Annotated in this window: 21 protein-coding genes and 1 other annotated feature; of the genes, 8 read left to right on the forward strand and 13 right to left on the reverse strand. The window is 48.9% G+C overall.

The window, feature by feature from the left end:
- Positions 1-61: 61 nt before the first annotated feature.
- From hemH to MPHASIOC01_RS20695, 8 genes are all read right to left on the reverse strand, one after another.
- Positions 62-1,024 carry a ferrochelatase gene (hemH, locus tag MPHASIOC01_RS20660; protein ID WP_353613196.1) on the reverse strand — a complete coding sequence of 321 codons (963 nt, stop codon included), beginning with the start codon at positions 1,022-1,024 and terminating at the stop codon, positions 62-64.
- 140 nt (positions 1,025-1,164) lie between these two features.
- Positions 1,165-1,809 carry an adenylate kinase gene (gene adk, locus MPHASIOC01_RS20665; RefSeq protein WP_064599363.1) on the reverse strand — a complete coding sequence of 215 codons (645 nt, stop codon included), beginning with the start codon at positions 1,807-1,809 and terminating at the stop codon, positions 1,165-1,167.
- Positions 1,810-1,997: 188 nt separating this feature from the next.
- On the reverse strand, positions 1,998-3,872 hold the full coding sequence (gene htpG / locus MPHASIOC01_RS20670) for a molecular chaperone HtpG (protein WP_064599361.1): 1,875 nt from the start codon (positions 3,870-3,872) through the stop codon (positions 1,998-2,000).
- 115 nt (positions 3,873-3,987) lie between these two features.
- A complete protein-coding gene (gene recR / locus MPHASIOC01_RS20675; RefSeq protein ID WP_064599359.1) occupies positions 3,988-4,593 on the reverse strand; it encodes a recombination mediator RecR in 606 nt (201 codons plus the stop codon).
- Entirely contained in the window at positions 4,593-4,922 is a 330-nt protein-coding gene (locus tag MPHASIOC01_RS20680; protein ID WP_036109998.1) for a YbaB/EbfC family nucleoid-associated protein, read from the reverse strand. The genes recR and MPHASIOC01_RS20680 overlap by 1 nt, the downstream gene beginning before the upstream one ends.
- An 82-nt stretch (positions 4,923-5,004) precedes the next feature.
- Positions 5,005-6,972 (reverse strand): DNA polymerase III subunit gamma/tau, encoded by a 1,968-nt coding sequence (gene dnaX, locus MPHASIOC01_RS20685; RefSeq protein WP_064599357.1) that lies wholly within the window; start codon positions 6,970-6,972, stop codon positions 5,005-5,007.
- Positions 5,608-5,672: a sequence feature (DnaX frameshifting element), on the reverse strand. (Overlaps the previous gene by 65 nt.)
- Positions 6,973-7,062: 90 nt before the next feature.
- Positions 7,063-7,614, reverse strand: a complete 552-nt coding sequence (apt, locus tag MPHASIOC01_RS20690) for an adenine phosphoribosyltransferase (RefSeq protein ID WP_064599355.1) — start codon at positions 7,612-7,614, stop codon at positions 7,063-7,065.
- Positions 7,615-7,760: 146 nt separating this feature from the next.
- Entirely contained in the window at positions 7,761-8,138 is a 378-nt protein-coding gene (locus MPHASIOC01_RS20695) for a DUF454 family protein (RefSeq protein WP_353613197.1), read from the reverse strand.
- 57 nt (positions 8,139-8,195) lie between these two features.
- Here MPHASIOC01_RS20695 and priC point away from each other — a divergent pair, with 57 nt between their 5' ends.
- Positions 8,196-8,723 (forward strand): primosomal replication protein PriC, encoded by a 528-nt coding sequence (gene priC, locus MPHASIOC01_RS20700; protein WP_064599351.1) that lies wholly within the window; start codon positions 8,196-8,198, stop codon positions 8,721-8,723.
- A gap of 67 nt (positions 8,724-8,790) precedes the next feature.
- Entirely contained in the window at positions 8,791-8,937 is a 147-nt protein-coding gene (gene rsmS, locus MPHASIOC01_RS20705; RefSeq protein ID WP_064599349.1) for a pleiotropic regulatory protein RsmS, read from the forward strand.
- A gap of 26 nt (positions 8,938-8,963) precedes the next feature.
- Here rsmS and mscK read toward each other — a convergent pair whose 3' ends face one another.
- Both mscK and acrR read right to left on the reverse strand, forming a co-directional pair.
- Complete coding sequence (mscK, locus tag MPHASIOC01_RS20710) at positions 8,964-12,323, reverse strand: mechanosensitive channel MscK (protein WP_074388822.1); 3,360 nt, start codon at positions 12,321-12,323, stop codon at positions 8,964-8,966.
- Positions 12,324-12,531: 208 nt separating this feature from the next.
- Positions 12,532-13,179, reverse strand: coding sequence for a multidrug efflux transporter transcriptional repressor AcrR (acrR, locus tag MPHASIOC01_RS20715; protein ID WP_064599345.1), 648 nt, complete (start codon positions 13,177-13,179; stop codon positions 12,532-12,534).
- A gap of 149 nt (positions 13,180-13,328) precedes the next feature.
- Between acrR and MPHASIOC01_RS20720 the strand changes: the two genes are divergently transcribed.
- From MPHASIOC01_RS20720 to MPHASIOC01_RS20740, 5 genes are all read left to right on the forward strand, one after another.
- Positions 13,329-14,513, forward strand: coding sequence for an efflux RND transporter periplasmic adaptor subunit (locus tag MPHASIOC01_RS20720; RefSeq protein ID WP_064599343.1), 1,185 nt, complete (start codon positions 13,329-13,331; stop codon positions 14,511-14,513).
- Positions 14,514-14,545: 32 nt separating this feature from the next.
- The gene (acrB, locus tag MPHASIOC01_RS20725; protein ID WP_353613198.1) at positions 14,546-17,695 is read left to right on the forward strand and encodes a multidrug efflux RND transporter permease subunit AcrB; all 3,150 of its coding nucleotides are present in this window, start codon (positions 14,546-14,548) and stop codon (positions 17,693-17,695) included.
- 846 nt (positions 17,696-18,541) lie between these two features.
- A complete protein-coding gene (gene tomB / locus MPHASIOC01_RS20730; protein ID WP_064599340.1) occupies positions 18,542-18,916 on the forward strand; it encodes an Hha toxicity modulator TomB in 375 nt (124 codons plus the stop codon).
- A 25-nt stretch (positions 18,917-18,941) separates the two neighbouring features.
- Positions 18,942-19,163 carry an HHA domain-containing protein gene (locus MPHASIOC01_RS20735; RefSeq protein ID WP_036110043.1) on the forward strand — a complete coding sequence of 74 codons (222 nt, stop codon included), beginning with the start codon at positions 18,942-18,944 and terminating at the stop codon, positions 19,161-19,163.
- 260 nt (positions 19,164-19,423) lie between these two features.
- Positions 19,424-19,888 (forward strand): YlaC family protein, encoded by a 465-nt coding sequence (locus tag MPHASIOC01_RS20740; protein ID WP_064599338.1) that lies wholly within the window; start codon positions 19,424-19,426, stop codon positions 19,886-19,888.
- A 49-nt stretch (positions 19,889-19,937) separates the two neighbouring features.
- Here MPHASIOC01_RS20740 and MPHASIOC01_RS20745 read toward each other — a convergent pair whose 3' ends face one another.
- Complete coding sequence (locus MPHASIOC01_RS20745; protein ID WP_064599336.1) at positions 19,938-21,011, reverse strand: LacI family DNA-binding transcriptional regulator; 1,074 nt, start codon at positions 21,009-21,011, stop codon at positions 19,938-19,940.
- 266 nt (positions 21,012-21,277) lie between these two features.
- On the opposite strand from MPHASIOC01_RS20745, the gene MPHASIOC01_RS20750 reads away from it, so the two are divergent.
- Positions 21,278-22,537: a maltoporin gene (locus tag MPHASIOC01_RS20750; protein WP_064599334.1), complete on the forward strand. Its 1,260-nt coding sequence runs from the start codon at positions 21,278-21,280 to the stop codon at positions 22,535-22,537.
- Between the two features lie 172 nt (positions 22,538-22,709).
- Here MPHASIOC01_RS20750 and MPHASIOC01_RS20755 read toward each other — a convergent pair whose 3' ends face one another.
- Positions 22,710-23,018 carry a glucose PTS transporter subunit EIIB gene (locus tag MPHASIOC01_RS20755; protein WP_064599332.1) on the reverse strand — a complete coding sequence of 103 codons (309 nt, stop codon included), beginning with the start codon at positions 23,016-23,018 and terminating at the stop codon, positions 22,710-22,712.
- 125 nt (positions 23,019-23,143) lie between these two features.
- Positions 23,144-25,201, reverse strand: a complete 2,058-nt coding sequence (locus tag MPHASIOC01_RS20760) for a beta-galactosidase (RefSeq protein WP_353613199.1) — start codon at positions 25,199-25,201, stop codon at positions 23,144-23,146.
- Positions 25,202-25,227: the final 26 nt, after the last annotated feature.

The following is a 25,227-nucleotide window of genomic DNA, read 5'->3' on the forward strand; positions in this document are numbered from 1 at the left end:
GTTTTTGCGAAGGGAGAGAAAACGAGCCGGAAGTTTAGCACACCCAGCCCGTTTCCTGCGATCACCGATAATGCGCGGTGAGGGCCGACATCATAGCGATATGTGCAGCATCATCATTAAGCGCCGGAATATAATGGTATGTTTCTCCCCCGGCTTCCAGGAAGATTTCACGGTTCTGAACAGCGACTTCTTCGAGCGTTTCCAGGCAGTCGGCAGCAAACCCGGGGCACATGACCTGGATATTCTTCACGCCTTTTTTTCCCAGTTCTTTCAGGGTTTCATCAGTATATGGAGTGAGCCAGGGCTCGCGCCCAAAACGCGACTGGTAGGTCATCATGACTTTTTCTGGGGCGATGCCAAGCGCAGACACCAGTGCGCGGGTTGTGTCACGGCAGCGTTGCGGGTAGGTATCCCCCTGGCTTGCATAGCGCTGGGGAATGCCATGGTAAGACAGTAACAGCAGTTCTGGCTCACCAAACTCGGCAAAACTGGCTTTAACCTTACCGACCAGTGCGGAAATATACTGGGTATCATCCGCGTAATCACGAATAAAGCTGACAGCAGGAATTGACCTTTTGGTAGCGAGAATACGTGCCAGCTCATCCCAGACGGCGGCGACAGTCGAACAAGAATACTGTGGGTAAAGTGGCAGTACAATCAGGTGCTCAACACCCTGCGCCAGCAGGCTGTCAACGGCATCAGACATAGCGGGCTGGCCGTAGCTCATTCCCAGCGCAACAGGTGTGTCAGGTAATTGAGCCTGCAATGCCTGAGCCTGGCGCTTACTGTAAACCATCAATGGCGAGCCTTCTTCCATCCAGACCGATTGGTATAGTTTTGCCACTCGTGGCGAACGCACTGGCAGAATCACGCCACGCAGCAGAGGCCACCACAACCAGCGTGGGGTATCCACCACCCGGCGGTCGCTCAAAAACTGGCGCAAATAACGTTTAACCGCTGCAGGGGTCGGGGCATCAGGTGTGCCTAAATTAACCAGTAAAATACCTGTTTTTTGCTGAGTCATTTCCATCTCTCTTACGACTAACGGCCTGATAATTGTAACCGAATGACGTGTTTTGGAAACCAATCACAGTAACAGGGTAAAACTCGCAGATAAAGCACAGAGGGAAAAGTGCCAGCCCGGACGGGCTGGCAGCAGGAAACTTAACCGAGGATACGTTCCAGTTCAGCACGCACATCGTTCACGGACTGGGTACCGTCGATTTTGGCATAACGGGTATTACCAGACTCGGCTTCTTTGCTGTAATAACCAATCAACGGTGCAGTCATTTGGTGGTATTCCACCAGACGTTTACGTACCGTATCTTCCTGGTCATCTTTACGGATGGTCAGCTCTTCGCCCGTCACGTCATCTTTCCCTTCCACTTTCGGCGGATTGAATTTCACATGATAAACACGGCCAGAAGCGGCATGAACCCGGCGGCCAATAATACGGTCTATGATAAGCTCATCCGGTACGTCGAATTCCAGAACATAATCAACGGTGATACCGGCTTCTTTCATGGCATCAGCCTGAGGAATTGTACGCGGGAAACCGTCTAACAGAAAACCATTGCGGCAGTCTTCCTGAGTAATGCGTTCTTTAACCAGTGCAATTACCAGTTCGTCAGTGACCAGCTTGCCTGCGTCCATCAAGTCTTTTGCTTGTTTACCCAGGGCTGAGCCGGATTTTACTGCGGCACGTAACATGTCGCCGGTAGAAATTTGCGGGATCCCATACTTCTCCATAATAAATTGAGCCTGAGTTCCCTTACCAGCGCCAGGAGCGCCGAGCAAAATAATACGCATTGCGTAATTCCTCTTACGAATGGATTTTAATACATCAAAATGAGGCGAAAACCATACCACTAAGGCTGCATCACCACAAGAAAGCCAGCGCTACGGAAGCGATTCCGCCAGCGAATAACCTTAAAAAAAGAAAAGATATGAACGTCTGCAGAAAAAATACCGCCCTGCCAGGCAGGGCGGTATTGATATCAGGAAACCAGTAACTGGTTCATACGGCGGATAAACTGGTTTGGATCTTCCAGTGTTCCACGTTCAGCAAACATCGCCTGGTCGAGTAACAACTCTACCCACTCTTTGAAGTCCTCTTCTGAACTGGTGTCAGAAGCCCGTTTAACCAGTGCATGGTCCGGGTTCAGTTCAAAGATGTATTTCACTTCCGGCACTTTCTGCCCCGCTGCGGCAAACAGTTTTGCCATCTGGGTACTCATTTCGTCGTTATCGGTTGTGACAATGGCTGGCGTATCCGTTAAACGGTGAGTCAGGCGCACATCTTTAACACGTTCACCCAGCAGAGCTTTTACGCGATCAACAAATGGCTCAAGCGCTTTTTCCGCTTCTTTGGTTTGCTCATCCACTTCGTCTGCCAGTTTATCCAGAGATTCGTCAGCTTTGGCGACAGACTGGAAGGATTTGCCATCGAACTCAGTCAGGTAGCTCATCATCCACTCATCGACGCGGTCGGAAAGCAGAAGTACTTCAATGCCTTTTTTGCGCAGCAGTTCCAGATGCGGGCTGCTTTTCGCGGCGGCATAGCTGTCTGCGGTGATGTAGTAGATTTTATCCTGCCCTTCTTTCATCCGGCTGACATAGTCTTCCAGAGAAACGTTTTGTACAGAAGAGTCGTTATGCGTCGAGGCAAAGCGCAGCAGTTTTGCAATAGCCTGCTGGTTCGCCTGGTCTTCTGCCGGGCCTTCTTTCATTACCAGACCAAACTGATCCCAGAATGTCTGGTATTTTTCACTCTCATTTTTTGCCATTTTTTCCAGCATTTGCAGCGCACGTTTACTTAGTGCGTTACGCAGGTTGCGGGTAATGGCGCTGTCCTGGAGGATCTCACGAGAAACGTTCAGTGGCAGGTCGCTGGAGTCTATCAGGCCGCGGACAAAGCGCAGATAATTCGGCATGAACTGTTCCGCATCGTCCATGATAAACACACGCTGAACATATAATTTCAGGCCATGTTTGTGGTCACGGTTCCACATATCCCACGGGGCCTGAGAAGGGATATATAACAGGCTGGTATATTCCTGTTTGCCTTCAACACGGTTATGGCTCCAGGCCAGTGGGTCAGTGAAGTCATGGGCGATGTGCTTATAAAACTCAGTATATTCTTCGTCTTTAATTTCCGCGCGGTTACGCGTCCACAGAGCCTGTGCTTTGTTGATTTTTTCCCAGGAAACAACGGTTTCACCGTCTTTCTCTTCCTGTTGTTCAATTTCTACCGGCAGCGCGATATGATCAGAATATTTGCTGATGACAGAGCGGATGCGCCAGTTATCCAGAAACTCATCTTCGCCCTCACGCAAATGCAGGGTGATTTCAGTACCACGGTCTGCTTTTTCAATATCTGCGACGGTGTATTCACCTTCACCAGCCGATTCCCAGAACACCGCTTCACTGGCTGTTGCACCAGCAGCGCGAGTGCGCACAGTCACTTTATCGGCCACAATAAAAGCAGAGTAGAACCCAACACCGAACTGGCCAATTAACTGGCTGTCCTGCGCCTGGTCTGAACCCATGGATTCCAGAAACGCTTTGGTACCGGATTTAGCAATAGTCCCCAGGTGGTCGATAACCTCATCGCGACTCATACCAATGCCGTTATCTGAAATAGTGATGGTTCTTTTTTCTTTGTCGCAGGAAACCCGCACACGCAGTTCGCCATCACCTTCATAAAGTTCCGGTTTGGAGAGTGCACGAAAACGCAGTTTGTCTGCGGCATCGGATGCGTTGGAGATCAATTCACGCAGGAAAATTTCTTTATTTGAATAAAGAGAATGGATCATCAGGTGCAGAAGTTGTTTTACTTCTGACTGAAAGCCACGGGTCTCTTGTCCTTTCATGGTTGTGATACCTCAACAGTTCGGGCAACAAAATAAACAATTTGTGTTGAGGGAGGAGATGGGGACAGGGAAACAAGATTTCAAGCAGAAACCCTGAAACAGGGCTTCTGTTTGGTTAAAAGCTAATCTTTTGGCGACCAATCAGTGAATGTGAGAGCGTTGTGCCATCCACCATTTCCAGTTCACCACCCACAGGTACACCATGTGCTATGCGGCTGGCTTCAACACCATATTGCCCGCATAAGCCAGCAATATAGTTGGCGGTAGCCTCCCCTTCCACTGTGGGGTTAGTGGCGAGAATCACTTCTGATATTTTTTCTGCCTCAAGGCGTGCTTCAAGCCTGTCGAGACCGATGTCATTCGGACCGATGCCATCCAACGGAGACAAATGCCCCATCAGCACAAAATAACGGCCGGAAAACTGCCCGGTTTGCTCGATAGCATAAATATCGGCCGGACTTTCCACGACACAAATCTGGCCATTTTCCTGACGACGTGGGTTACTGCAAATCGGGCAGATTTCCTGCTCGGTAAAGGTCCGGCAATCAGCACAGTGACCAATTTCCGACATCGCCCGAGTCAGTGACTGCGCCAGGCGCATTCCCCCACTACGGTCACGCTGCAACAGCGTATAGGCCATACGCTGAGCAGACTTTGGCCCTACGCCAGGAAGGCACCGAAGTGCCTCCATTAACTGCGTTAGCAGTGGGCTGGTTTGCATCAGAACGGCATCTTAAAGCCAGGTGGCAATTGCATACCGGAAGATACAGACGCCATTTTTTCTTTCTGGTTTTCTTCCACCCGACGTGCGGCATCGTTGAATGCTGCAGCCACCAGGTCTTCCAGCATATCTTTGTCGTCTTCCAGCAGGCTCGGGTCGATTTCGACGCGGCGGCAGTTGTGTGCGCCATTAATGGTCACTTTTACCAGGCCGGCACCGGATTCACCAGTCACTTCCATGCTGGCGATCTCTTCCTGCACTTTTTGCATTTTTTCCTGCATTTGCTGGGCTTGCTTCATCAGATTGCCCAGACCACCTTTACCGAACATACGCTTCTCTCTATAGGCTGTGGCCGCAAGCCGCCAGGCGGTTTACGGCAGTTAAGGTTGACTTATGCAGGCATCCTGCACATCAAATAGGACGGATACTATCTTCATCAAGATCGGCATCGAAGAAACGCCGAAGTGTCTGGATATTATTATCCGCCAGAATCGCCTCGCGCGCCTGGGCCAGTTTTTCTTCATAAATGGCCTGGCGCCACTCCAGTGGCGTCCGTTGCGCGAGATTATCATCTTCTGTAATGGTCAATTCAATGGGTTGACCAGTAAGAACCCGCAAAGCCTGCTGCAGGCTTTGTTGGGCAGAGGCTGAATTCAGGTGACGCTGCCCCGAACGCAGGTGCAACACAATTTGATTACCTTCCTGCTCACGCCAGGCATTCAATGCCAGTTGCTGAACCAGTTTCGGCACATTGAGTTGTTGCACTTGCGCAGCCCACTCATCACGCTCTATCGCTTCTTGTGCAAGTTTTACAGCCAGTTCTGGCGTTTTCTCATGCTCCAGAGCGCTACGTAATGCTTTAGGTGTCGCAATGGGGTCAGCCACTGCCTCTGGCACACTCTGCGCCTTCCAGCGATATGCTTCTTTTTTAACCGGTTTTGCCGCTGCATTTTCTGCGGCAGGGCGAGCCTGTACACGATCCGTCACTGCTGCCAGCCGCTCAAGGGCTGAAGTGTTCACCGGCCGCGCTCTGCCTGACGCTGCCGGTTCACGCTTTTTTGACGGGTTATCTCCCTGCTGGCGCTGCAACTGATTGCGTGCCTGTAACACCTGACTGACAGCACTGGAAACCTGCCCACTGGCAGGAACAGGCGTTGGTTTAGCGGGTGCCTGAGGTGAAACTGGCGGCACATCGCTCCCGGCAGGTGAAACCGGCTGGACTGACTCAGTTTGCGGGTAGGGGCTCAAAGCCTGACCAGGCTGACCAGAATGCTCAGGTTGTGTAACCGGTGCCTGAGGATGGAATGCCAGAGCCCGTAGCAGCGCCATTTCAACACCCATTCGGCGGTCTGGTGCCCAGGGCAATTCTTTACGCCCAATCAACAATGTTTGGTAATAAAGCTGTACATCACCAGGTGGTATCTGCCGCGCCAGTTCACGCAGGCGCTGTTCCTGGGTATCGTTTTCCAGAGGCGGTACAGAGGGAGAAAGCTGCAACATGGCAATACGGTGCAAATGGCTGAGCATATCCACCAGTAACGCTTCCCACTCCACGCCGCGGGCACCTGCTTCTGCCACCTGGCTCATCACCCGTTGCCCGTCAGCCTGTAATAAGGCATCAAGTAAATTAAGCGCCTGGAAATCATCCAGTGTACCCAGCATCGTGCTGACCGCAAGCGTGGTGACTTTCCCCTCCCCACTGGCAATTGCTTGATCTGTCAGGCTCAGTGCATCACGCAGGCTACCATCTGCCGCGCGGGATAACAGTTGCAACGCACGGTTTTCAAACTCGACCTGCTCGGCTGTGAGAATTCGTTCCAACTGATGACGGATTTGTTCAACATCCAGCGCCTTGAGGTGAAATTGCAAACAGCGGGAAAGAATAGTCACCGGTAATTTTTGCGGGTCAGTGGTTGCCAGCAAAAACTTCACATGCGGTGGCGGCTCTTCCAGCGTTTTCAGCAACGCATTAAAACTGTGGCGAGAAAGCATATGCACTTCGTCTATCAGGTAGACTTTGAAGCGACCGCGCGTTGGTGCGTACTGAACGTTGTCCAGCAGGTCTCGCGTATCTTCAACTTTGGTGCGGGATGCGGCGTCGATCTCAATCAGGTCAACAAACCGCCCTTGCTCTATTTCCCGACAGTTTTCACAGACACCACAAGGTGTTGCCGTGATACCTTTTTCGCAATTCAGACCCTTCGCCAGCAAGCGGGCAATAGAGGTTTTCCCCACGCCACGCGTGCCTGAAAACAGCCAGGCGTGATGAATACGGCCCAATGACAGACCATTGGCCAGCGCAGTCAGGACATGCTCCTGACCCACTACATCAGCAAATGTTTGGGGGCGCCATTTACGCGCCAGTACCTGGTAACTCATCAGAGATAGGCTCGACTTCGCGGGAAGGTGAATTCAGGTTGGATAATGTAACATAAGCCCCGCCAAATGAGCGAGGCTCCGTCTCACGAATTAGTGCCCCGGGAAAGGCACCAGGCTAAATGCGGTCACGCCAACATCAGCAAGGCGTTGTTCCCCACCTAAATCAAACAGGTTAATAATAAACGCGGCATCAGTGACTTCACCACCAAGCTGGCGAATCAGTTTTACCGTGGCATCAATAGTGCCGCCGGTTGCCAGCAAGTCATCGACTACCAGCACACGGTCGCCCGCTTTGATTGCATCAGTGTGGATTTCCAGCTTGTCAGTGCCATATTCCAGTTCATAGGTTTCACTAAGGGTTTTACGTGGCAATTTTCCTGGCTTACGCACAGGAACAAACCCAACCCCCAGACCCAGTGCTACAGGAGCACCAAACAAAAAGCCACGGGCTTCAGTCCCGACGACCTTGGTAATACCGGCCTGTTTGAAACGCTCAACAATCAAATCAATGCTGAGGGCAAAAGCTTTCGGATCTTCCAGCAAACTGGTGACATCACGGAACAGAATCCCCGGTTTTGGATAATCCTGAATGCTTTTAATGCTGTTTTTAAGATATTCAAGCTGCTGCGCAGTTGCGGTCATAGGTAGTTGCCTATAAAAACGGTGTTACTCACAGAACGCAAACAGGCTGATGCCTGGCTGGTTACACAATAGCCAGCGCGCCCTGTGCTCGAAAACGCTCGAATTTACTGTCTGCGGGGCGTAATTGCAACTCCTGCGACAGGCGTTTAGCTTTTTTGTTGTTTTTCATCAACAACAGGGATACGGGCGAGAAAAATAAAAAGCAACAACAGCATCACCACTAATATTCCTCGTACCCACCAAAGCTTAACCACCCACAGCGAAATGGCAAACGTCACTGCAACCAGCGCGATAGCCCGCGGCTTTGCGCCTGGTGGCATGGCCCGATATTGCTGCCAGTGGCGTAAATAACTGCCAAACCAGGAACGGTAGAGCAGCCAGTGATGAAAGCGGGGAGACGAGCGGGCAAAACACCAGGCTGCCAGAAGTACAAAAGGCGTGGTTGGTAATAACGGCAATACGACCCCCAACACAGCAAGTGCTACCGATAACCAGCCGGACATGATTAAAATAAACCTCAACATGTTCAACCTTTCCTTCTGCGTGGTGGCATTTGCATTTGTAGAGGGCCCGGAGAATTTATGAAACAGGACACCCTTCTCCGCCAGCTTGAAGACCAGTTTGCCGGGTTAGCCCGCCGCCTGGCACCGCTGGCCACACACCGTTCATTATCTGCCCGTTTTGATAAACAACTGTTCTTAACCAGAAGCACACAAATAAGTGATTATCTGGGTGAAACGCAAGAAAATTTACGCCATTTGCGTACTGTTGCACAAGAAGGGAATGTGGTTCAAACCACCTGGCTTGCCGAACGATTAGTTGCCCAGATTTCGGCGTTGCAGCGTGAAGCGGCAACCTGGCCTTTACGCCAGTACGATAGCGCTCACAAAGGTGCGAGCGCACTGCGTAACAGTCTGCTTAAACACCAGGACTACGAAAAGCGCCTGGTCGAAATGCTGCAGGCACGCGAAACTCAGTTAAACTGCACCACGTTGCTTACAGAACAACAACAATTATTGCGTGAAAAAACGGCACTGGAAGGCAGGCTTGCCCGCTGCCGCAGCGCACTTGAACGCATTGAAGATGCACTGGAACGCGTCGTTCGCTAACACATTTACGTTTATTGCCCACAGAATAACGGTGCCAGGTTAACCTGGCTGAATATCGGGAGATAACATGTCACTGGAAACTGCCCCTGACGATGTCAAACTGGCTGTCGATTTAATTATGCTGCTGGAAGAGAGCGGGATTGCGCCACAAGTGGTGCTGTCCGCACTGGAAATGGTGCGCAAAGATTTCGAACGCAAAGCGCAGGAAGCGTAAACCTCCTGCGCATCAAAGTATCAGCGTTAGTCAGCCAGTTTCGGCGTGGCATGATCCGTTTTGTTATTTTCAACAGTACGGCTGACTTCCGTTACGGTATCGCCATTATTGTTATACAAGTGAACATCCAGTTGGTTGAAGGCTATTTCTATCCCATTTTCACGGCACAGCCTGTCAATAGCCCGGTTCAGTTCATCCACAGTATAACTACGGTCACGTAATTCACGCACATACAGGCGTAATTCGTGATCCAGCGTGCTGGCGCCAAATGTGGTGAAGAAGACCGAAGGTTCAGGGTCGCGCATGACTTTGGGGTGCTCCATTGCTGCCTGCAATAACACCGCCTTCACTTTATCCAGATCCGAACCATAAGCCACTCCCAGGCTTATCACCACACGAGTAATCGTATCTGACAACGACCAGTTGATAAGCCGCTCGGTGACAAACGCTTTATTCGGGATTATCACTTCTTTACGATCAAAATCCGTAATGGTGGTAGCGCGGATACGGATCTTACTCACTGAGCCAGAAAACGACCCAATTGTAATAGTGTCACCAATGCGCACCGGCCGTTCAAACAGGATTATCAGGCCGGAGACAAAGTTACCGAAAATCTCCTGTAAACCAAAACCCAAACCAACGGACAATGCAGCCGCCAGCCATTGCAGTTTGTCCCAGGAAACCCCCAGCGCACCGAACACGGCCATAGTACCAACCGCGATTATCACATAATTCAAAATGGTGGTAATGGCATAGGAAGAGCCCTGGCGCATATTAAGCCGCGACAATACCAGTACTTCCAGCAAACCGGGTAAGTTGCGAATTAACGCCCAGGCTACCACAGTGACAATGACCGCAAACAACAGACTCCCCAGGGTAATATTTCTGATAACCGCACTGCCCGCCTCTGTGCCACTGGAATGCCACAATACAATACTGTCCAGATAAGCAAAGACAGTAATTAAATCTGACCAGATCATCCAGAAGAACAGCCCGAACAGCGCAAACATCAATAATGTTGTGATACGCAATGTCTGCTGGTTAATTTGGTCAAGGCCCAACGGCGGCTCTTCAACAGGCTCCGCGCCTTCCGCCCCTTCTTTCACCATGTTTTGGCGGCGAGCCAGCGCACGCCGGTAAGCAATACGCCGTGCGGCCACACTCAACCCGCGCAACACTGTCTGGTAAAGTAAGTTCCACAAAATGACCAGATAGACGGTATCAATCCAACGGTTAGCCAGACGCAGTGTGGTATAGAAATAGCCCATCACTGTCAGTACCAGTAATCCGACAGGCACCAGAGCGAGTATGGAGACAGTAATAAGCCTTATTGAGTGCGATTCTTTATCGCGCCAGCTGTCCCGGCACATAGGCCAAACCAGCCCGGTAATCAGCAGTAAATTGAGCAGAATGATGGACTGCCCAAGAACGTCATCCATCAGGTGCAGTGGCGACAATTCACCCACCACTGACCAGAACAGTAAAGGCAGTAAAGCAATGCTGATGCGAATTATCTGACGGCGATAATGGCTGGTAAGGTTTACCGGCATCATAAAGTGTTTTACTGCAACACCATCCGTATCCAGAATGCGCCAGCACAAGCCAAAAACCAGCAAATAAACCGCCAGTTCTTTACTGAAACTCCATATCAGCTCACTAATATTGAGTTGTAAAAACAGGATGCACCAGCCGCAGGCAATGATAACCAGGCACACAGGTAGCGCCTTGAACAAAGTCAGCAGTATGGCTTTAGGGGTATGCAACTGGCTGTCATTACGCAGTTGACCTACGTTGGCGCTGAGTTTCGCCAGAGTGTTATTTACCCAACGGAAACGCCAGCGAATAATCCCCGCCAGTAATAACCAGGGAAGGCTGGCAAGTATTGCAACCAGCGCAGTGGTAAGGCTCCAGTTGTTTGCCGTAATTTTCAACTGTCCGAGTTGTGTTTTGAGTGCTTCAGGAAATGCTGTCACCCAACTCCAGTTCATGGGTTTATTACTGTTCACCCAAAAAATCTGCTGAGTTACCGTTTTCTGTAAACGGGTGGATACACTCATCAGTTGTTGCTGGTTAATTTGTAATGCAATCGCCATCATCAACTGGTTACCCAGTTGCTTGTTTAGCTGATCCAGTAAATCCTTACGGGAATCCAGAACCTGGCTCAGCGCACTATTAACTTCATCGTTCACTTCATCTTTATGGCCCGCTTCAATTGTCGCGATATAATTATCGCTTTGCAGCAACGCATCACGTTTCTGACCGATATCAAACTGCTCAAGGCGCAGGTCGGCAATCTGGTTCGTCATATCTTCAAGGTCATCAGCCCGTGGCAGAGACTGCTGCTGCTGATATAAAATACGTGAGAGCAACAAACTCCCCTTCAGCATGGCGATTTGCTCTTTCAGGTTGTGCTCAGCCTGAACGGCACGGTCGAGCCAGTTTTTAACCCGAATATTTTGTTGAACCAGTTCATTGCCTTCCTGGGTCGCCTTGATCAACCGGTCGCTCAGTTGACGGTTAATTGCCAGCTCTTGTTTTACCAGCGGGTTGTTCTGGATGGCACTGGCTTCATCTGTCGTAGCTGCTTCCTGAGCGGTTTGCTCAGTGAGTGACAGACGCTTATGGCTGATAGCTGCCTGAATCAGTTGCAGGTCATGCTCAAGCTTATTGATATATTGCGTATTGTAGTCACGCTGTTTTTGCAAGGAGTCCTGCAAAACCGTATTACCAGACAAGCTCTTACGCTGCTCATCTATTTGCGCATTGAGTAATGCCTGTTGTGCCAGCAACAGCTCTTGTTGACTCTGACGCAGCTGTGTGCCATCCGGGCCATTTCCGCTCAACTCAGTCTGGATTTGCTGTAACTGCTGAGAAGCGTTAAACAGGGTGTTCTGTACACGCTCAGGCTGTGTCTGCAATGCAACCAACTGGCTGTTAATACTGGATAACTGTGTTTGCGCGGACTGCAGGTTATCCAGCAGGCTTCCCATTTTGCTTTCAAGAGAGCGAATGGAGAGTTTGGCGTAATACTTCGCCTGTTCATCATCACTGGTGGTATTTGCCAGCGCAGCAAGAGACTCTTCCGCTTTATTCATTTTGTCCGGCGCCTGGGCAATTTGTTGGCGCAGAGCATCTGAATCTTGTTTCACCTGATCTATTTTTGCCAGGACATCCAGCGTTTTATTCAGGTCAGCAAGACTGAGTTTTTCCTGAGCAGACAGGCTCTTTTGTTTGTTAAGCGCATTAATCTGATTTTGTACATCCGCTTTTGTCGGTACATCACTGTTCGTTTGCGCACTGGCAAACGGCACAATACCGGCAAAAACGCCGCAACAAAGCAAAAGAACAACACAGGCTGCTTTTCTGACAATTTGTGTAAGTTGCATAATTTTTGGATGTGTAATAGATGAAACGTCTGGCGGAATCGCACTCAAGTTTCTATGATAAGACGCGCAGGATAGCACGCCTTCTGCTTATGGAATAGTGAATGCTGCAGAGCTACGCCAGGCGAAGTCTGAAACTACAGTTGTACCTGGTTTACGTCACGCAAAAGCCATAAACAAAGCGAAGCCTGCCAAAAATTGTGTGAAGAGCTCAGTGCTGCTGTGGCTGTGATTGTAAGCCTGTACAATGCTGGTACATTTCCAGTAACACATCGACATAGACACGGGCTTCAGCTTTTAAATCAAAGGTTTCTGGTGCAAACAACCAACTTTCCATTAACCCGCACATATAACTACGCATCAAAATAGCGGCGCGCCTGGAAAGTAAATTAGCCGGGAGTAAACCGGCATCCATGCACTGGATTATTGCGTTTTCAATACGCTCATACTCCTGGACATAGAGGTCACGTTTCGCCTGATGGACGGTAAGCATTTCACCCACAAATTCGCATTTATGGAAAATAATTTCCATCATGGAACGACGGCGTTCATCTTCAACTGTCGCTTCCAGAAGATAAACCAATAGCTCACGCATCACAGAAAGTGGATCGTCAGGAAATTTTGCCCGATACTCAATTTCTAAGTCATTTATTGTTGAATCGGTTAATGCCCAAATTTCATTAAAAACATCTGACTTATTTTTGAAATGCCAATAAATAGCACCCCGGGTGACACCAGCCTCTTTGGCTATATCAGAAAGGGATGTTGAAGATACGCCGTACTGTGAAAACAAGCGAATTGCTGCATCCAAAATCTGCTGCCGGGTCTCCATTGCTTGTTGTTTGGTTTTTCGTGCCATATGTCGGTGAATTTACAGGGGTAAGGCTTACATACATTTTTGAATGTATGTAACATAACATGTTCTAAATAGAAACGCAGCAATGGGATTATGGACAAGCGTTAGCGTTCCATTGATCAACTTTGAAATCGGACACTCGAGGTTTACCTATGAACAAAAACAGAGGGTTAACGCCTCTGGCGATGGTTCTGATGCTTTCAGGCAGCTTAGCGCTTACAGGATGTGACAATAAACAGAATCAGCAACATGCGATGGGCACGCCTGCTGTCGGTGTGGTAACGCTGAAAACTGAACCCTTGCAGATCACAACCGAGCTCCCGGGCCGCACCAGTGCGTTCCGGGTTGCTGAAGTGCGCCCTCAGGTCAGCGGGATCATCCTCAAACGTAATTTTGTTGAAGGAAGTGACATTAAAGCGGGTGAATCGCTTTATCAAATTGACCCCGCCACTTATCAGGCCACTTATGACAGTGCAAAAGGTGATTTAGCAAAAGCAGAAGCTGCAGCCAATATTGCCAGACTGACCTTAAAACGTTACCAGCCGCTGTTGGGTACCAAATATATTAGCCAACAAGACTACGACACAGCACAGTCAACCTTACAACAGGCCAATGCTTCAGTGCTGGCAGCAAAAGCCGCTGTCGAAACTGCGCGCATTAACCTGGCCTACACCAAAGTCACCTCACCTATCAGTGGGCGGATTGGAAAATCCTCTGTGACAGAAGGTGCCCTGGTACAAAATGGGCAAACCACTGCATTAGCAACAGTGCAGCAGCTTGACCCTATTTATGTTGATGTCACGCAATCAAGTAACGATTTTCTGCGTCTGAAACAAGAGCTGGAAAACGGTACGCTGAAGCAAGAAAACGGCAAAGCAAAAGTCGAACTGACAACAACCGAAGGTTTTACATACCCGCAAAGCGGCACACTGGAATTTTCTGACGTCACTGTCGACGAAACTACTGGCACCATTACTCTGCGCGCTATATTCCCTAATCCTGACCACACATTACTCCCGGGTATGTTTGTTCGTGCACGACTGGAAGAAGGTGTCCGGCCAGACGCACTGCTTGTTCCGCAACAAGGTGTAACACATACACCGCGTGGTGATGCCACCGCGATGATTGTAGATAAAGACAACAAAGTGGAAGTGCGCCAGGTTACAGCAAGCCAGGCTATTGGCGATAAATGGCTCGTCACGAAAGGACTCAAGGCAGGTGACCGCGTAATAATCGAAGGGCTACAGAAAGTCAAACCTGGTGCCACGGTGACTGCGCAAGAAGTCACAACTGACGAGAAGACCAGCGAAAAAGCCCCAGAAAAAACGTCAGAATAATCCGTCTTAACTAAAACAGGAGCCGTTAAGACATGGCTAAGTTTTTTATCGATCGCCCAATTTTTGCCTGGGTAATCGCAATTATCATCATGCTCGCAGGTGCACTTGCTATCCTGAAACTGCCTATAGCGCAATATCCAACGATTGCGCCTCCGGCAATTCAGATTACAGCCAGTTACCCAGGTGCGGATGCTAAAACGGTACAGGATACAGTCACTCAGGTCATCGAACAGAATATGAACGGCATCGATGGCCTGATGTATATGTCTTCTACCAGCGATTCCTCCGGTACTGTGCAAATCACTCTGACATTTGATTCCGGTACGAATCCGGACATTGCTCAGGTCCAGGTGCAGAACAAACTGCAATTAGCAATGCCGCTACTTCCTCAGGAAGTACAGCAGCAAGGTGTGAGTGTTGAAAAATCGTCCAGTAGCTTCTTGATGGTAATGGCGATGATCAGCACTGACGGCTCAATGACGCAGGATGATATCGCCGACTATGTAGGTTCAAATATTAAAGATCCCATCAGCCGTACCTCCGGCGTGGGTGATGTGCAGTTGTTTGGTGCCCAGTATGCAATGCGCATATGGATGGACCCCAACAAACTAAATAACTTCCAGCTCACACCAGTAGATGTTATTGCCGCTATCAAAGCACAAAACGCTCAGGTAGCCGCTGGTCAGTTAGGGGGTACTCCACCCGTTAAAGGCCAACAACTTAACGCCTCTATTATTGCGCAAACCCGCCTTAACTCACCGGCGCAGTTTGGTAATATTCTGCTGAAAGTGAATCAGGATGGTTCCCAGGTTCGCCTGAAAGATGTGGCAAAAGTTGAACTGGGTGGTGAAAGTTATGATGTAATCGCCCGCTATAACGGCAAACCTGCTGCAGGCCTGGGGATTAAACTGGCAACCGGTGCTAACGCTCTGGATACCGCTGCGGCAGTTCGTGCCACTATTGATAAACTGCAACCTTTCTTTCCTCACGGTCTGAAAGTGGTTTATCCCTACGACACGACCCCGTTCGTTAAAATCTCCATTAAAGAAGTGGTCAAAACGCTGGTAGAAGCTATTTTGCTGGTGTTCCTGGTTATGTATTTGTTCCTGCAGAACTTCCGGGCAACACTGATTCCTACCATTGCAGTACCAGTGGTCTTGCTGGGTACATTTGCCATTCTTTCCGCCTTTGGCTTCTCGATAAATACCCTAACGATGTTCGCCATGGTTTTGGCGATAGGGCTATTGGTGGATGACGCCATTGTTGTGGTGGAAAACGTCGAGCGTGTTATGGCAGAAGAAGGGCTACCGCCTAAAGAAGCCACACGCCGTTCTATGGGGCAAATACAGGGCGCTCTGGTTGGTATCGCACTGGTGCTGTCCGCTGTATTTATTCCGATGGCATTCTTTGGCGGGTCCACCGGGGCCATTTACCGCCAGTTCTCCATCACTATCGTTTCGGCAATGGTGCTGTCAGTTCTGGTTGCGATGGTCCTGACACCCGCACTGTGTGCCACCATGCTCAAACCGATTAAAAAGGGCGAACATGGGGCCACAAAAGGCTTCTTCGGCTGGTTCAACAATATGTTCACGAAGAGTACGCACCACTACACCAATAGTGTGGCAAATATTCTTCAGAGCACAGGCCGTTATCTGGTGCTGTATTTGGTGATTGTCGTGGGTATGGCATGGCTGTTCCTGCGCCTGCCCAGTTCATTCCTGCCTGATGAAGATCAGGGAGTATTCCTCACTATGGCACAATTGCCAGCCGGGGCGACTCAGGAACGAACGCAAAAAGTGCTGGATGAAGTTACCAACTACTACCTGACCAAAGAGAAAGACAACGTGAACTCGGTGTTCACCGTTAATGGCTTTGGTTTTGCTGGCCGAGGGCAGAATACGGGGATTGCGTTTGTTTCACTGAAAGACTGGAGTGAGCGCCCGGGTGAAGCCAATAAAGTTCCGGCGATTACAGCCCGAGCCAGTGCGGCATTTTCGCGCATCAAAGATGCCATGGTCTTCGCGTTCAACCTCCCGGCTATTGTGGAACTGGGGACAGCGACAGGCTTTGACTTCGAACTTATCGACCAGGGAGGCCTGGGGCACGATAAACTAATGCAGGCACGTAACCAACTGTTCGGCATGATTGCTCAGCATCCGGATACCCTGGTTGGTGTTCGTCCCAACGGACTGGAAGATACGCCACAGTACAAAATCGACATCGATCAGGAAAAAGCGATGGCACTTGGTGTATCTGTCAGCGATATCAATACCACGCTCGGCGCCGCCTGGGGGGGAAGTTACGTTAACGACTTCATCGACCGGGGCCGTGTGAAGAAAGTGTATGTGATGTCTGAAGCCAAATACCGCATGCTGCCCAGTGACCTGAACTATTGGTATGTGCGTGGCAGTAACGGCCAAATGGTACCATTCTCTGCATTCGCTACCGCCCGTTGGGAATATGGTTCTCCGCGTCTGGAACGTTACAATGGCTTGCCATCCATGGAAATATTAGGCCAGCCAGCACCAGGTAAAAGTACCGGTGAAGCTATGGCGCTGATGGAGCAACTGGCAAGTAAATTACCTTCCGGAATCGGTTATGACTGGACGGGTATGTCTTACCAGGAACGTCTGTCTGGTAACCAGGCCCCTGCACTGTACGCCATTTCACTGATTGTGGTGTTCCTGTGCCTTGCCGCTCTGTACGAAAGCTGGTCTATACCGTTCTCGGTAATGCTGGTAGTACCGTTGGGGGTTGTTGGTGCGTTGCTTGCAGCTTCTCTCCGTGGCCTGAACAACGACGTTTATTTCCAGGTAGGCTTACTTACCACTATCGGGGTATCGGCGAGGAACGCCATCCTGATTGTTGAGTTCGCCAAGGACCTGATGGAAAAAGAAGGTAAAGGTCTGGTAGAGGCGACGCTGGATGCTGTTCGTATGCGTCTGCGCCCTATCCTGATGACCTCGCTGGCATTTATCCTGGGCGTTCTGCCTCTGGTATTGAGCTCTGGTGCAGGTTCCGGCGCACAAAACGCCGTTGGTACCGGGGTGTTTGGCGGGATGATTTCTGCCACTCTGCTGGCAATTTACTTTGTTCCCATGTTCTTCGTTGTGGTTCGCCGCCGCTTTGGCAGCAAAGGTGAAGACGCTGAACACAGTCACGACACACCACAGTCACATTAACTTGTGGTATGTATCACCAGACAAAGGCCGCCTTGTGCGGCCTTTACTTTTTTAGCTTACCGCCGGGTTTCAACCTCCCCCGAAAATCTGCAGGTTTGTGGGTTCACGTTGTAGCTACAGCCGCCGCCTTCCTCCACCAAACAACTGGAGCCGGTTTGTCATTAATGGCTGAATATTCAGCTGGCAGACTTGTTATGGTACAGTCAGCCCCCATATCATCCTGTGGGAGACGATTAGCGGCATTTTAATGCCATATTCCACATCAGGGCTTCCCGGCGTATGCTTGTATTTAAGAGTCCTGGAGCGGTGTTACAAAGCAATGCAGCACTGGGGGTGTCGCGGTGAGCGTAAAGAGAGTGAATCCGGACCACATGGCATTCTGCCTGGTAGTTACCAGATAACAAGACGCAGTCAATGGCGTTACAAAAACCTGCACCCGTGTAACCATTAATGTGGATTACGTTAAAATACATCTAATAAGAAAGTACGAGAAGCGTAACGTTAAATTGCCATTTTTCTGGGGAGAAAAACCAGGATTATTCCGACATTATTTATAACTCATGGCAAAAACATAATTATTCAAGATTTAACCTGTATATTGAATCTGAAAGAGTCAGGCAGTACTCACTAAGGGTAAGCTGTTTTAAATCATCTTTTTTCAGGAAAGCCGTGTCAGACAGGGAATTTCTCATTATTTGGAATTTTTACACTATTCAGGTGAAAATTACTTAACTGTGACTTATAGTTAAATCATTAATCTGGTGGTGTAAAACATCAAGAACTCTCTTTTGTCAGCCCCGAAGTATTGTATTTATCAGAAAATTTTCGATAATAAGGGGGTACCATATGGACGAATACTCACCAAAAAGGCATGATATAGCGCAGCTCAAATTCCTCTGCGAATCACTTTATCATGATTGCCTCTCGAGTCTCGAGGGCAGTACCCATACCTGGGTTAACGATCCTACATCTCCAGCCAGCCTGCAGATGAACGATCTGATTGAGCACATCGCTACCTTTGCACTTAATTACAAATTAAAGTACGAAGACGATAGTGACTTGGTAGAGAAAATAGATGAATATTTGGACGACACTTTTATGTTGTTCAGCAGTTACAGCATTAATGCAAAAGATTTACAGAAGTGGCGCAGAACAGGCCTTAACCTGTTTCGGTGTTTTTCTACGGTGAGTAAAGAAAATCCCGTTAGCCATTCCTGTTAGTATGAATATTTCTTAAGGTAAAGTTATGTCTATCACCAAACCGTTAACAAAAACCGATTATTTGATGCGCTTAAGGCGTTGTCAGACCATCGACACCCTCGAAAGAGTGATTGAAAAAAATAAATATGAACTTTCTGATAGTGAACTGGCAGTATTTTATTCAGCAGCAGATCATCGCCTTGCAGAACTGACGATGAATAAATTGTACGATAAAATCCCATCTTCAGTATGGAAGTTCGTCCGCTAAGTGACTTTCTGATTCAAACACAATTATGAACCTGAAGATAACACACTTCTGGTTCTGTTCTGTTATGGTTCAAAAAAACCGGTTTCCCGGCGGCGTGGTTACATCCGCCCCTTTCATCGCCCCTGGTTGAGCGTTCCCGGGTTCTGCCCGGCAGGCGACAACTGTTATGCAAATTTTCCGGGAAACTGTTACTGGTTACTGAGCACCACCTCTCTACAATTCAGAGAATATTTCCTGAATTGTTTTCTGTAGAGGCTTGTATGACGGAAATTCAGCGCCTGCTGACTAATACCATAGAGCAACTGAATCATCGCGAGAAACGGGATAACCGGCCGAGGTTTAGTATCAGCTTTATTCGCCGTTATCCGGGGCTGTTTGTAGCCATGTACGCGGGGTGGCTGGCAACACTCGTTGTTATCGTGAAATCACCAACACTTGAGGATTTTGTCTGGCTGCATGTTGGGCTGTTTGTATTGCTCAACGGTTTCTTCTTCTTTGATATCAATCCACGTTACCGGTATGAAGATATAGACCTGCTTGATTTTCGCGTCTGTTATAACGGCGAATGGTATAACACACGCGATGTACCTGGTGAGTTGATAAATAATATTCAGGCTTCCTCACAAGTCAGCAACCAGCAAAAAGATTTATTGGCTAAAATGTTGGTCAATAAAAAACGGCTGACCTTTTATGATATCTATAGTCTGGATAATCAGACATCTTAGCCCGGTAGAGTAATTGCTCTGGGCAACTCAATACCGGGCTCAAGGCTCGCTACGCACTCAGTTGTTGTGCAAGCTGGCGCAGTGTATCGGCAATTTGTTGCAAATCGCGGGTGTTATCCTGTTTTGGCCCTGTGGAGTTACGTACCACCAGTTTGGCAGGCAGAACAGATGATGAACGCCCGTCTTCTTTCTGCCCTGCATTAAGTAAACGCCGCACCGCTTCTTTACCCTGTAAATCCAAATCCAGAGAAACCGTTGTCAGCGCAGGGTAAAAGAACGAGCTTTCCCAGGTATCGTCATACCCAATTACCGATTTCTGCCCGGGAATGCTCAGCTGATGCTGATGGAACGCACTGAGTACGCCCAGCGCCATTTGATCGTTACCGACCAGTACTGCAGAAAATGAAGGGGTTTCACGCAACATCTGGAGTGCGCCAGCATACCCGCTACGGGCATCCCAGTCGCCATGCAGAACTGTTACGGGTTTTAGCCCATAACTGTCCAGTGTCTCACGCCAGGATTTCAGGCGTAACCGGGCTGATACAGAGTGCGCGGGCCCCGCCAGTATCGCAATCTCGCGGTGCCCCTGTTCATAGAGATATTTCACACTGGCGCGCGTACCGTCGGCCGGATTAAACGAAACGTTAAACACGGAACTGAAAGGATCCACATCCAGAAACAGGCAAATGATATCATCGTTCTCAACAGCGATTTTTTCTGCATTTTCGCTTTCCAGGGGCACATTGATTATCACTTTATCAACCCACTGAGACTTCAGTTCATTGATAGCACTTTGGATACTTTGTTCTACGTTCTCATCAATCATGGAAATCAATACCTGATATCCATCCTGGTTTGCATAGCGTTTCACCGCTGCAGCCACCTGTGAAGGGGCATGTAACGCCAGTGAAGTGGTAACCAGACCAATCGTATTACTTTGTTTTCCCACCAATTGCTGCGCAAGACGATTAGGTACATAGCGCAACACCTCGATAGCTTCCTCCACTTTCCGGCGCGTTGTTTCAGACACATTGGCTGATTTATTCAAAACCCGGGAGACCGTCTGGTATGAGACGCCTGCATACCGGGCAACATCTTCTAATGTCGCACTTTTAGACTTCATCTTTCCTTTTCCACGTAGGCTACTAATCAAATTGTATCAGGCGTTAGTCTGAAATACCTGTGGAAAAACCGCCTCACTGATACCAATCAAAAAAGTAACACGCTCACATAACAAAAACATGTGAGCAACCTCACCACACGATAACAAAACCAGCTGTTTTGTTTGCGTCAAATCACATTACCGCTTGTTCTAAATTGCAAGAAATCATAATTAAGCATTTTATTACATCGATTATGTGAACGTAATACAAACAATAAGAGGGTATCATGAATACGACGCTACGCACACTCACTGTCGCGTTGACCACTGCGCTGACTTCAACCTGGGCGATGGCAGACAACGCTATCGATTTTCACGGCTATCTTCGCTCTGGTATTGGTGTCTCCAGCGATGGTGGCATGCAGGAATGGCAGAAAAATAAACTCGGCCGTTTGGGTAATGAAACAGATACATACGGCGAGCTTGAACTGGGTTCACAGGTGTATAAAAAAAATGATGTCAGCTTCTACCTGGACAGCATGGTCAGCATGGTTTCCGATGGTTCCAATGACAATGAAACCACTATTGGCAATGATGCACAGTTCGGTTTGCGCCAGTTAAACCTGCAAATCAAGGGTCTGGTGCCTGGCGATAAAGATGCCGTTATCTGGGGTGGTAAGCGTTACTACCAACGTCATGATCTGCATATTATTGATACAAAATATTGGAACATTTCCGGTGCAGGTGCAGGTATTGAAAACTATAGCCTTGGCCCGGGGGCAGTTTCTTTCGCATGGATAAGAGGTGATGCGAACGATGTCGACTACCGCGTGAACAATGATAATAACGTCAACATCAACTACCTTGATTTGCGTTATGCCGGTTTAAAACCCTGGCAGGGCTCCTGGGTGGAAGTCGGTATTGACTATGCCATGCCTAACCCAACCAATACGCAGAAAAGCTATGGTGGGTTATATGATGCGGATAATGGTGTCATGCTGACGGGTGAAATTAGCCAGGATATGTTCGGTGGATACAACAAATTGGTGGTGCAGTATGCCAACAAAGGCCTGGCGCAAAATATGGTTTCCCAGGGTGGTGGCTGGTATGACATGTGGAATGACACCAGTAGAGCCACGGGCTACCGTATTATTAACACAGGTTTGATTCCAATTACCGAACGTTTCTCATTGAACCATGTGCTTACCTGGGGCTCAGCTAACAATATTACCGCCACGACAGATAAAACGCGGTTGATTTCACTGGTTGGCCGGGCACAATATCAATTCACCAACTACGTCCGCGGAATTGGTGAAGCAGGCGCATTTTACCAAAAAGACACGTATAACGATGGCTCCAATTACAAACAGAGCGGTGAGAAGTATACTATTGCGCTGGCACTGGCGGATGGCCCGGAATTTATGTCGCGCCCGGAACTGCGTATTTTTGCTTCATACCTGACAGATGGCGAAAAACGCGATACCTTCCGCGACAATACAGCCAGCGATACATGGAATTATGGCGTACAGGTCGAAGCCTGGTGGTAAGTATTACCTGACTGAATCATCATTATATCTCTTTTTTGATGTTATTTTTCTGACATCATAGCCACTGCATATTATTTTTTAAGGCAATCATTATTTTGATTGCCTTCTTTTTTAGAAAAATAATAAAAAAGCCGGTGCCCGACCAGCTTTTTAAATATAATTAAATACCCCATTATAACTGTAAGAAATGCTTTTCCAGAAGTTGACGCAGATTATCAGACTGGGTACCAAAAATAGCATGAACCTCGTTGCCAAGAATAATTACACCAAGCGCACCTTCACTCTGCAAAGCCTGTGAATCGACCTGTGACAGCTGTGCTACGGTTACCCGCAGGCGTGTCAGACAGGCATCAATATGGCAGATATTATCTCTGCCACCAAAACCGCTAACCAGGCGCTCAGCCTGCGCTTTATCTGTGTCATTCATTACACATTCTACTTCATGGCGAAAATACTGGAGAAAGGATGTCAGGCTTACCATAGGCGGTTCCTTATACTGATAATTACAGGAAAGAAATAGAAAACACGCCCACTATATTCAGGGCGCAGGATGGCACTATAAGAAGGGCATATTCCCGCCGCCAAAAGGCAGGCGGGAATAAATGACTAACATGCGCAGGAGAGTACCCGGCAATCCCATGCAGTCAGGTTTACCGTGCCAGAAACCGGCAACCCGGTCAGCATATCGGTATACCCCTGTGGCAGGACGAGGTTGTGCTGCTTGTCGCTGTAGTTTTCCAGAAAAATATAATTCTGCTTCCCGTCTGTGCGTTGGTGTGCGGTAACACCAGGCGGCAATGGCACAGGCAGAGGCCCGCACAAGCCTGATTCAGCAATGATATTGCCGAAAAAATCACGCTGGAAAGCCAGATCATTACGTGATGCAACATACCATGCTTTACCCTGGCCAAATGCATTCACAGTGACCGCTGGCCTGCCTGCGTAAAAATCTTCCCGGTAACAGGCCAGTGCTTTTGCATTTTCTGTATTAATAAGTTCACACAAGTGCCGAACACGATACGGCCCCTGCAAGCCCGCCTCATTACCGGCAAGCCCCTGAACCAGGTTGCTTTCACCTTCAGCCAGACTGTCAATCTCCTCCGCCCAAATACCCAATACCTTACGTAATGGGCCAGGAAACCCGCCTAAATGGCACAGATCACTCTCGTCAACAATGCCGCTCCAGTACGTAGCAACGAATTGCCCACCCTGTTCAACAAAGGTTTCCACCCGGCTGGCAAACCCCTCACGAACCATGTAGAGCATTGGAGCAATAACTAGCTGATACGAGGATAAATCAGCATCCGCATTTATCACGTCAACACTGATTCCCTGTTCCCAAAATGGGCGGTAATGCTCTGCAACCGTCTTTTCATATTCGAGCCCCAGGTTACGTGGCCCTTGTGCGTTATCCATTGCCCAACGGCTTTCCCAGTCGAAAATAATTGCAACCTGCGCTTCAACCCGGCACCCAACCACCGGCGACAGGTGCTGAAGGATATCGCCCAGTTTGCAGACCTCTCGGCCAACACGGGTATCAATATGCCCTACATGATCTACCACAGCGCCATGAAATTTCTCTACCGAACCCCGGCTTTTACGCCACTGAAAATATTGCACGGCATCCGCGCCATGAGCGACAGCCTGCAGTGAAGAAAGAATATGCATTCCGGGCTTTTTGAGCTTACTGGTCGGCTGCCAGTTGGTCACACTGGGTGTTGATTCCATTAAAACAAAGGGTTTGCCCTGTTTTAAAGTACGCATCAGATCATGGTACATCGCGGTATAGCAGGCCAAAGTGGTCTCATCTTTATCCTGGTGCCACATGGGGTAGCTATCCCAGGAAATGAAATCGATGGCCTGCGCCAGTTTCCAGTAATCATAGTCGTAGAAATATTCCATAAAGTTAGTCGTGACCGGCAACGCTGAGTTTGCTGCTTTGAGCGGTGCGACTTCATTACGACAAAAATCAACGACCTGGTCTGTAGTAAACCGCCGCCAGTCAAGATTCAGTCCATGAACAGACTCTTCACCCTGCGGAGCGGGTGACTCAATCTGCGACCAGTCTGTATAGGTATGGCTCCAGAACGTACTCCACCAGGCATGGTTAAGCTCATCGAGCGACAAATAACGTTGTTGCAGCCATTCACGAAAGCGCGCCTGGCAAGCCGGGCAGTGACATTCACCGCCGTATTCATTGGAAACATGCCAGCCGATAACCCCCGGATGATGGCTGTACCGTTCAGCCAGACGAGTATTTAACTGGCGAACTTTTTCACGGTATACAGGCGAGGTCAGACAGTGATTATGGCGGCCACCATGCAGAGCTGGCACTCTGTCGCGCCCTACTCGTAATACCTCGGGGTAAGCCTGTGATAACCAGGCTGGCCGGGCACCACTGGGAGTGGCAAGGAAAACGGATATACCACTGGTATATAATTTATCCAGCACATTATCCAGCCAGCCAAACTGGTATTCACCTTCTTTTGGCTCAAGTTTTGCCCAACTAAAAATACCCACCGACATAATATTGCACTTTGCCTGTTGCATCATGGCAATATCTTTTTCCAGAATATTGGGATAATTATCCCACTGTTCCGGATTATAGTCGGCACCATGCAATAAGGTAGCGACCTTTGAACTCAAAGGTGGAAACTTATTCATAAAAAACCCTTAGAATGAAATGAAAA

The sequence above is a fragment of the Mangrovibacter phragmitis genome, assembly GCF_040429585.1.
GTDB lineage: Bacteria > Pseudomonadota > Gammaproteobacteria > Enterobacterales > Enterobacteriaceae > Mangrovibacter > Mangrovibacter phragmitis.

Bases quoted from the DNA above. Each gene is read 5' to 3' on its own strand.
- hemH (WP_353613196.1), bottom strand. From the start codon at position 1,024: ATGACTCAGCAAAAAACAGGTATTTTACTGGTTAATTTAGGCACACCT.
- adk (WP_064599363.1), bottom strand. From the start codon at position 1,809: ATGCGTATTATTTTGCTCGGCGCTCCTGGCGCTGGTAAGGGAACTCAG.
- htpG (WP_064599361.1), bottom strand. From the start codon at position 3,872: ATGAAAGGACAAGAGACCCGTGGCTTTCAGTCAGAAGTAAAACAACTT.
- recR (WP_064599359.1), bottom strand. From the start codon at position 4,593: ATGCAAACCAGCCCACTGCTAACGCAGTTAATGGAGGCACTTCGGTGC.
- MPHASIOC01_RS20680 (WP_036109998.1), bottom strand. From the start codon at position 4,922: ATGTTCGGTAAAGGTGGTCTGGGCAATCTGATGAAGCAAGCCCAGCAA.
- dnaX (WP_064599357.1), bottom strand. From the start codon at position 6,972: ATGAGTTACCAGGTACTGGCGCGTAAATGGCGCCCCCAAACATTTGCT.
- apt (WP_064599355.1), bottom strand. From the start codon at position 7,614: ATGACCGCAACTGCGCAGCAGCTTGAATATCTTAAAAACAGCATTAAA.
- MPHASIOC01_RS20695 (WP_353613197.1), bottom strand. From the start codon at position 8,138: ATGTTGAGGTTTATTTTAATCATGTCCGGCTGGTTATCGGTAGCACTT.
- priC (WP_064599351.1), top strand. From the start codon at position 8,196: ATGAAACAGGACACCCTTCTCCGCCAGCTTGAAGACCAGTTTGCCGGG.
- rsmS (WP_064599349.1), top strand. From the start codon at position 8,791: ATGTCACTGGAAACTGCCCCTGACGATGTCAAACTGGCTGTCGATTTA.
- mscK (WP_074388822.1), bottom strand. From the start codon at position 12,323: ATGCAACTTACACAAATTGTCAGAAAAGCAGCCTGTGTTGTTCTTTTG.
- acrR (WP_064599345.1), bottom strand. From the start codon at position 13,179: ATGGCACGAAAAACCAAACAACAAGCAATGGAGACCCGGCAGCAGATT.
- MPHASIOC01_RS20720 (WP_064599343.1), top strand. From the start codon at position 13,329: ATGAACAAAAACAGAGGGTTAACGCCTCTGGCGATGGTTCTGATGCTT.
- acrB (WP_353613198.1), top strand. From the start codon at position 14,546: ATGGCTAAGTTTTTTATCGATCGCCCAATTTTTGCCTGGGTAATCGCA.
- tomB (WP_064599340.1), top strand. From the start codon at position 18,542: ATGGACGAATACTCACCAAAAAGGCATGATATAGCGCAGCTCAAATTC.
- MPHASIOC01_RS20735 (WP_036110043.1), top strand. From the start codon at position 18,942: ATGTCTATCACCAAACCGTTAACAAAAACCGATTATTTGATGCGCTTA.
- MPHASIOC01_RS20740 (WP_064599338.1), top strand. From the start codon at position 19,424: ATGACGGAAATTCAGCGCCTGCTGACTAATACCATAGAGCAACTGAAT.
- MPHASIOC01_RS20745 (WP_064599336.1), bottom strand. From the start codon at position 21,011: ATGAAGTCTAAAAGTGCGACATTAGAAGATGTTGCCCGGTATGCAGGC.
- MPHASIOC01_RS20750 (WP_064599334.1), top strand. From the start codon at position 21,278: ATGAATACGACGCTACGCACACTCACTGTCGCGTTGACCACTGCGCTG.
- MPHASIOC01_RS20755 (WP_064599332.1), bottom strand. From the start codon at position 23,018: ATGGTAAGCCTGACATCCTTTCTCCAGTATTTTCGCCATGAAGTAGAA.
- MPHASIOC01_RS20760 (WP_353613199.1), bottom strand. From the start codon at position 25,201: ATGAATAAGTTTCCACCTTTGAGTTCAAAGGTCGCTACCTTATTGCAT.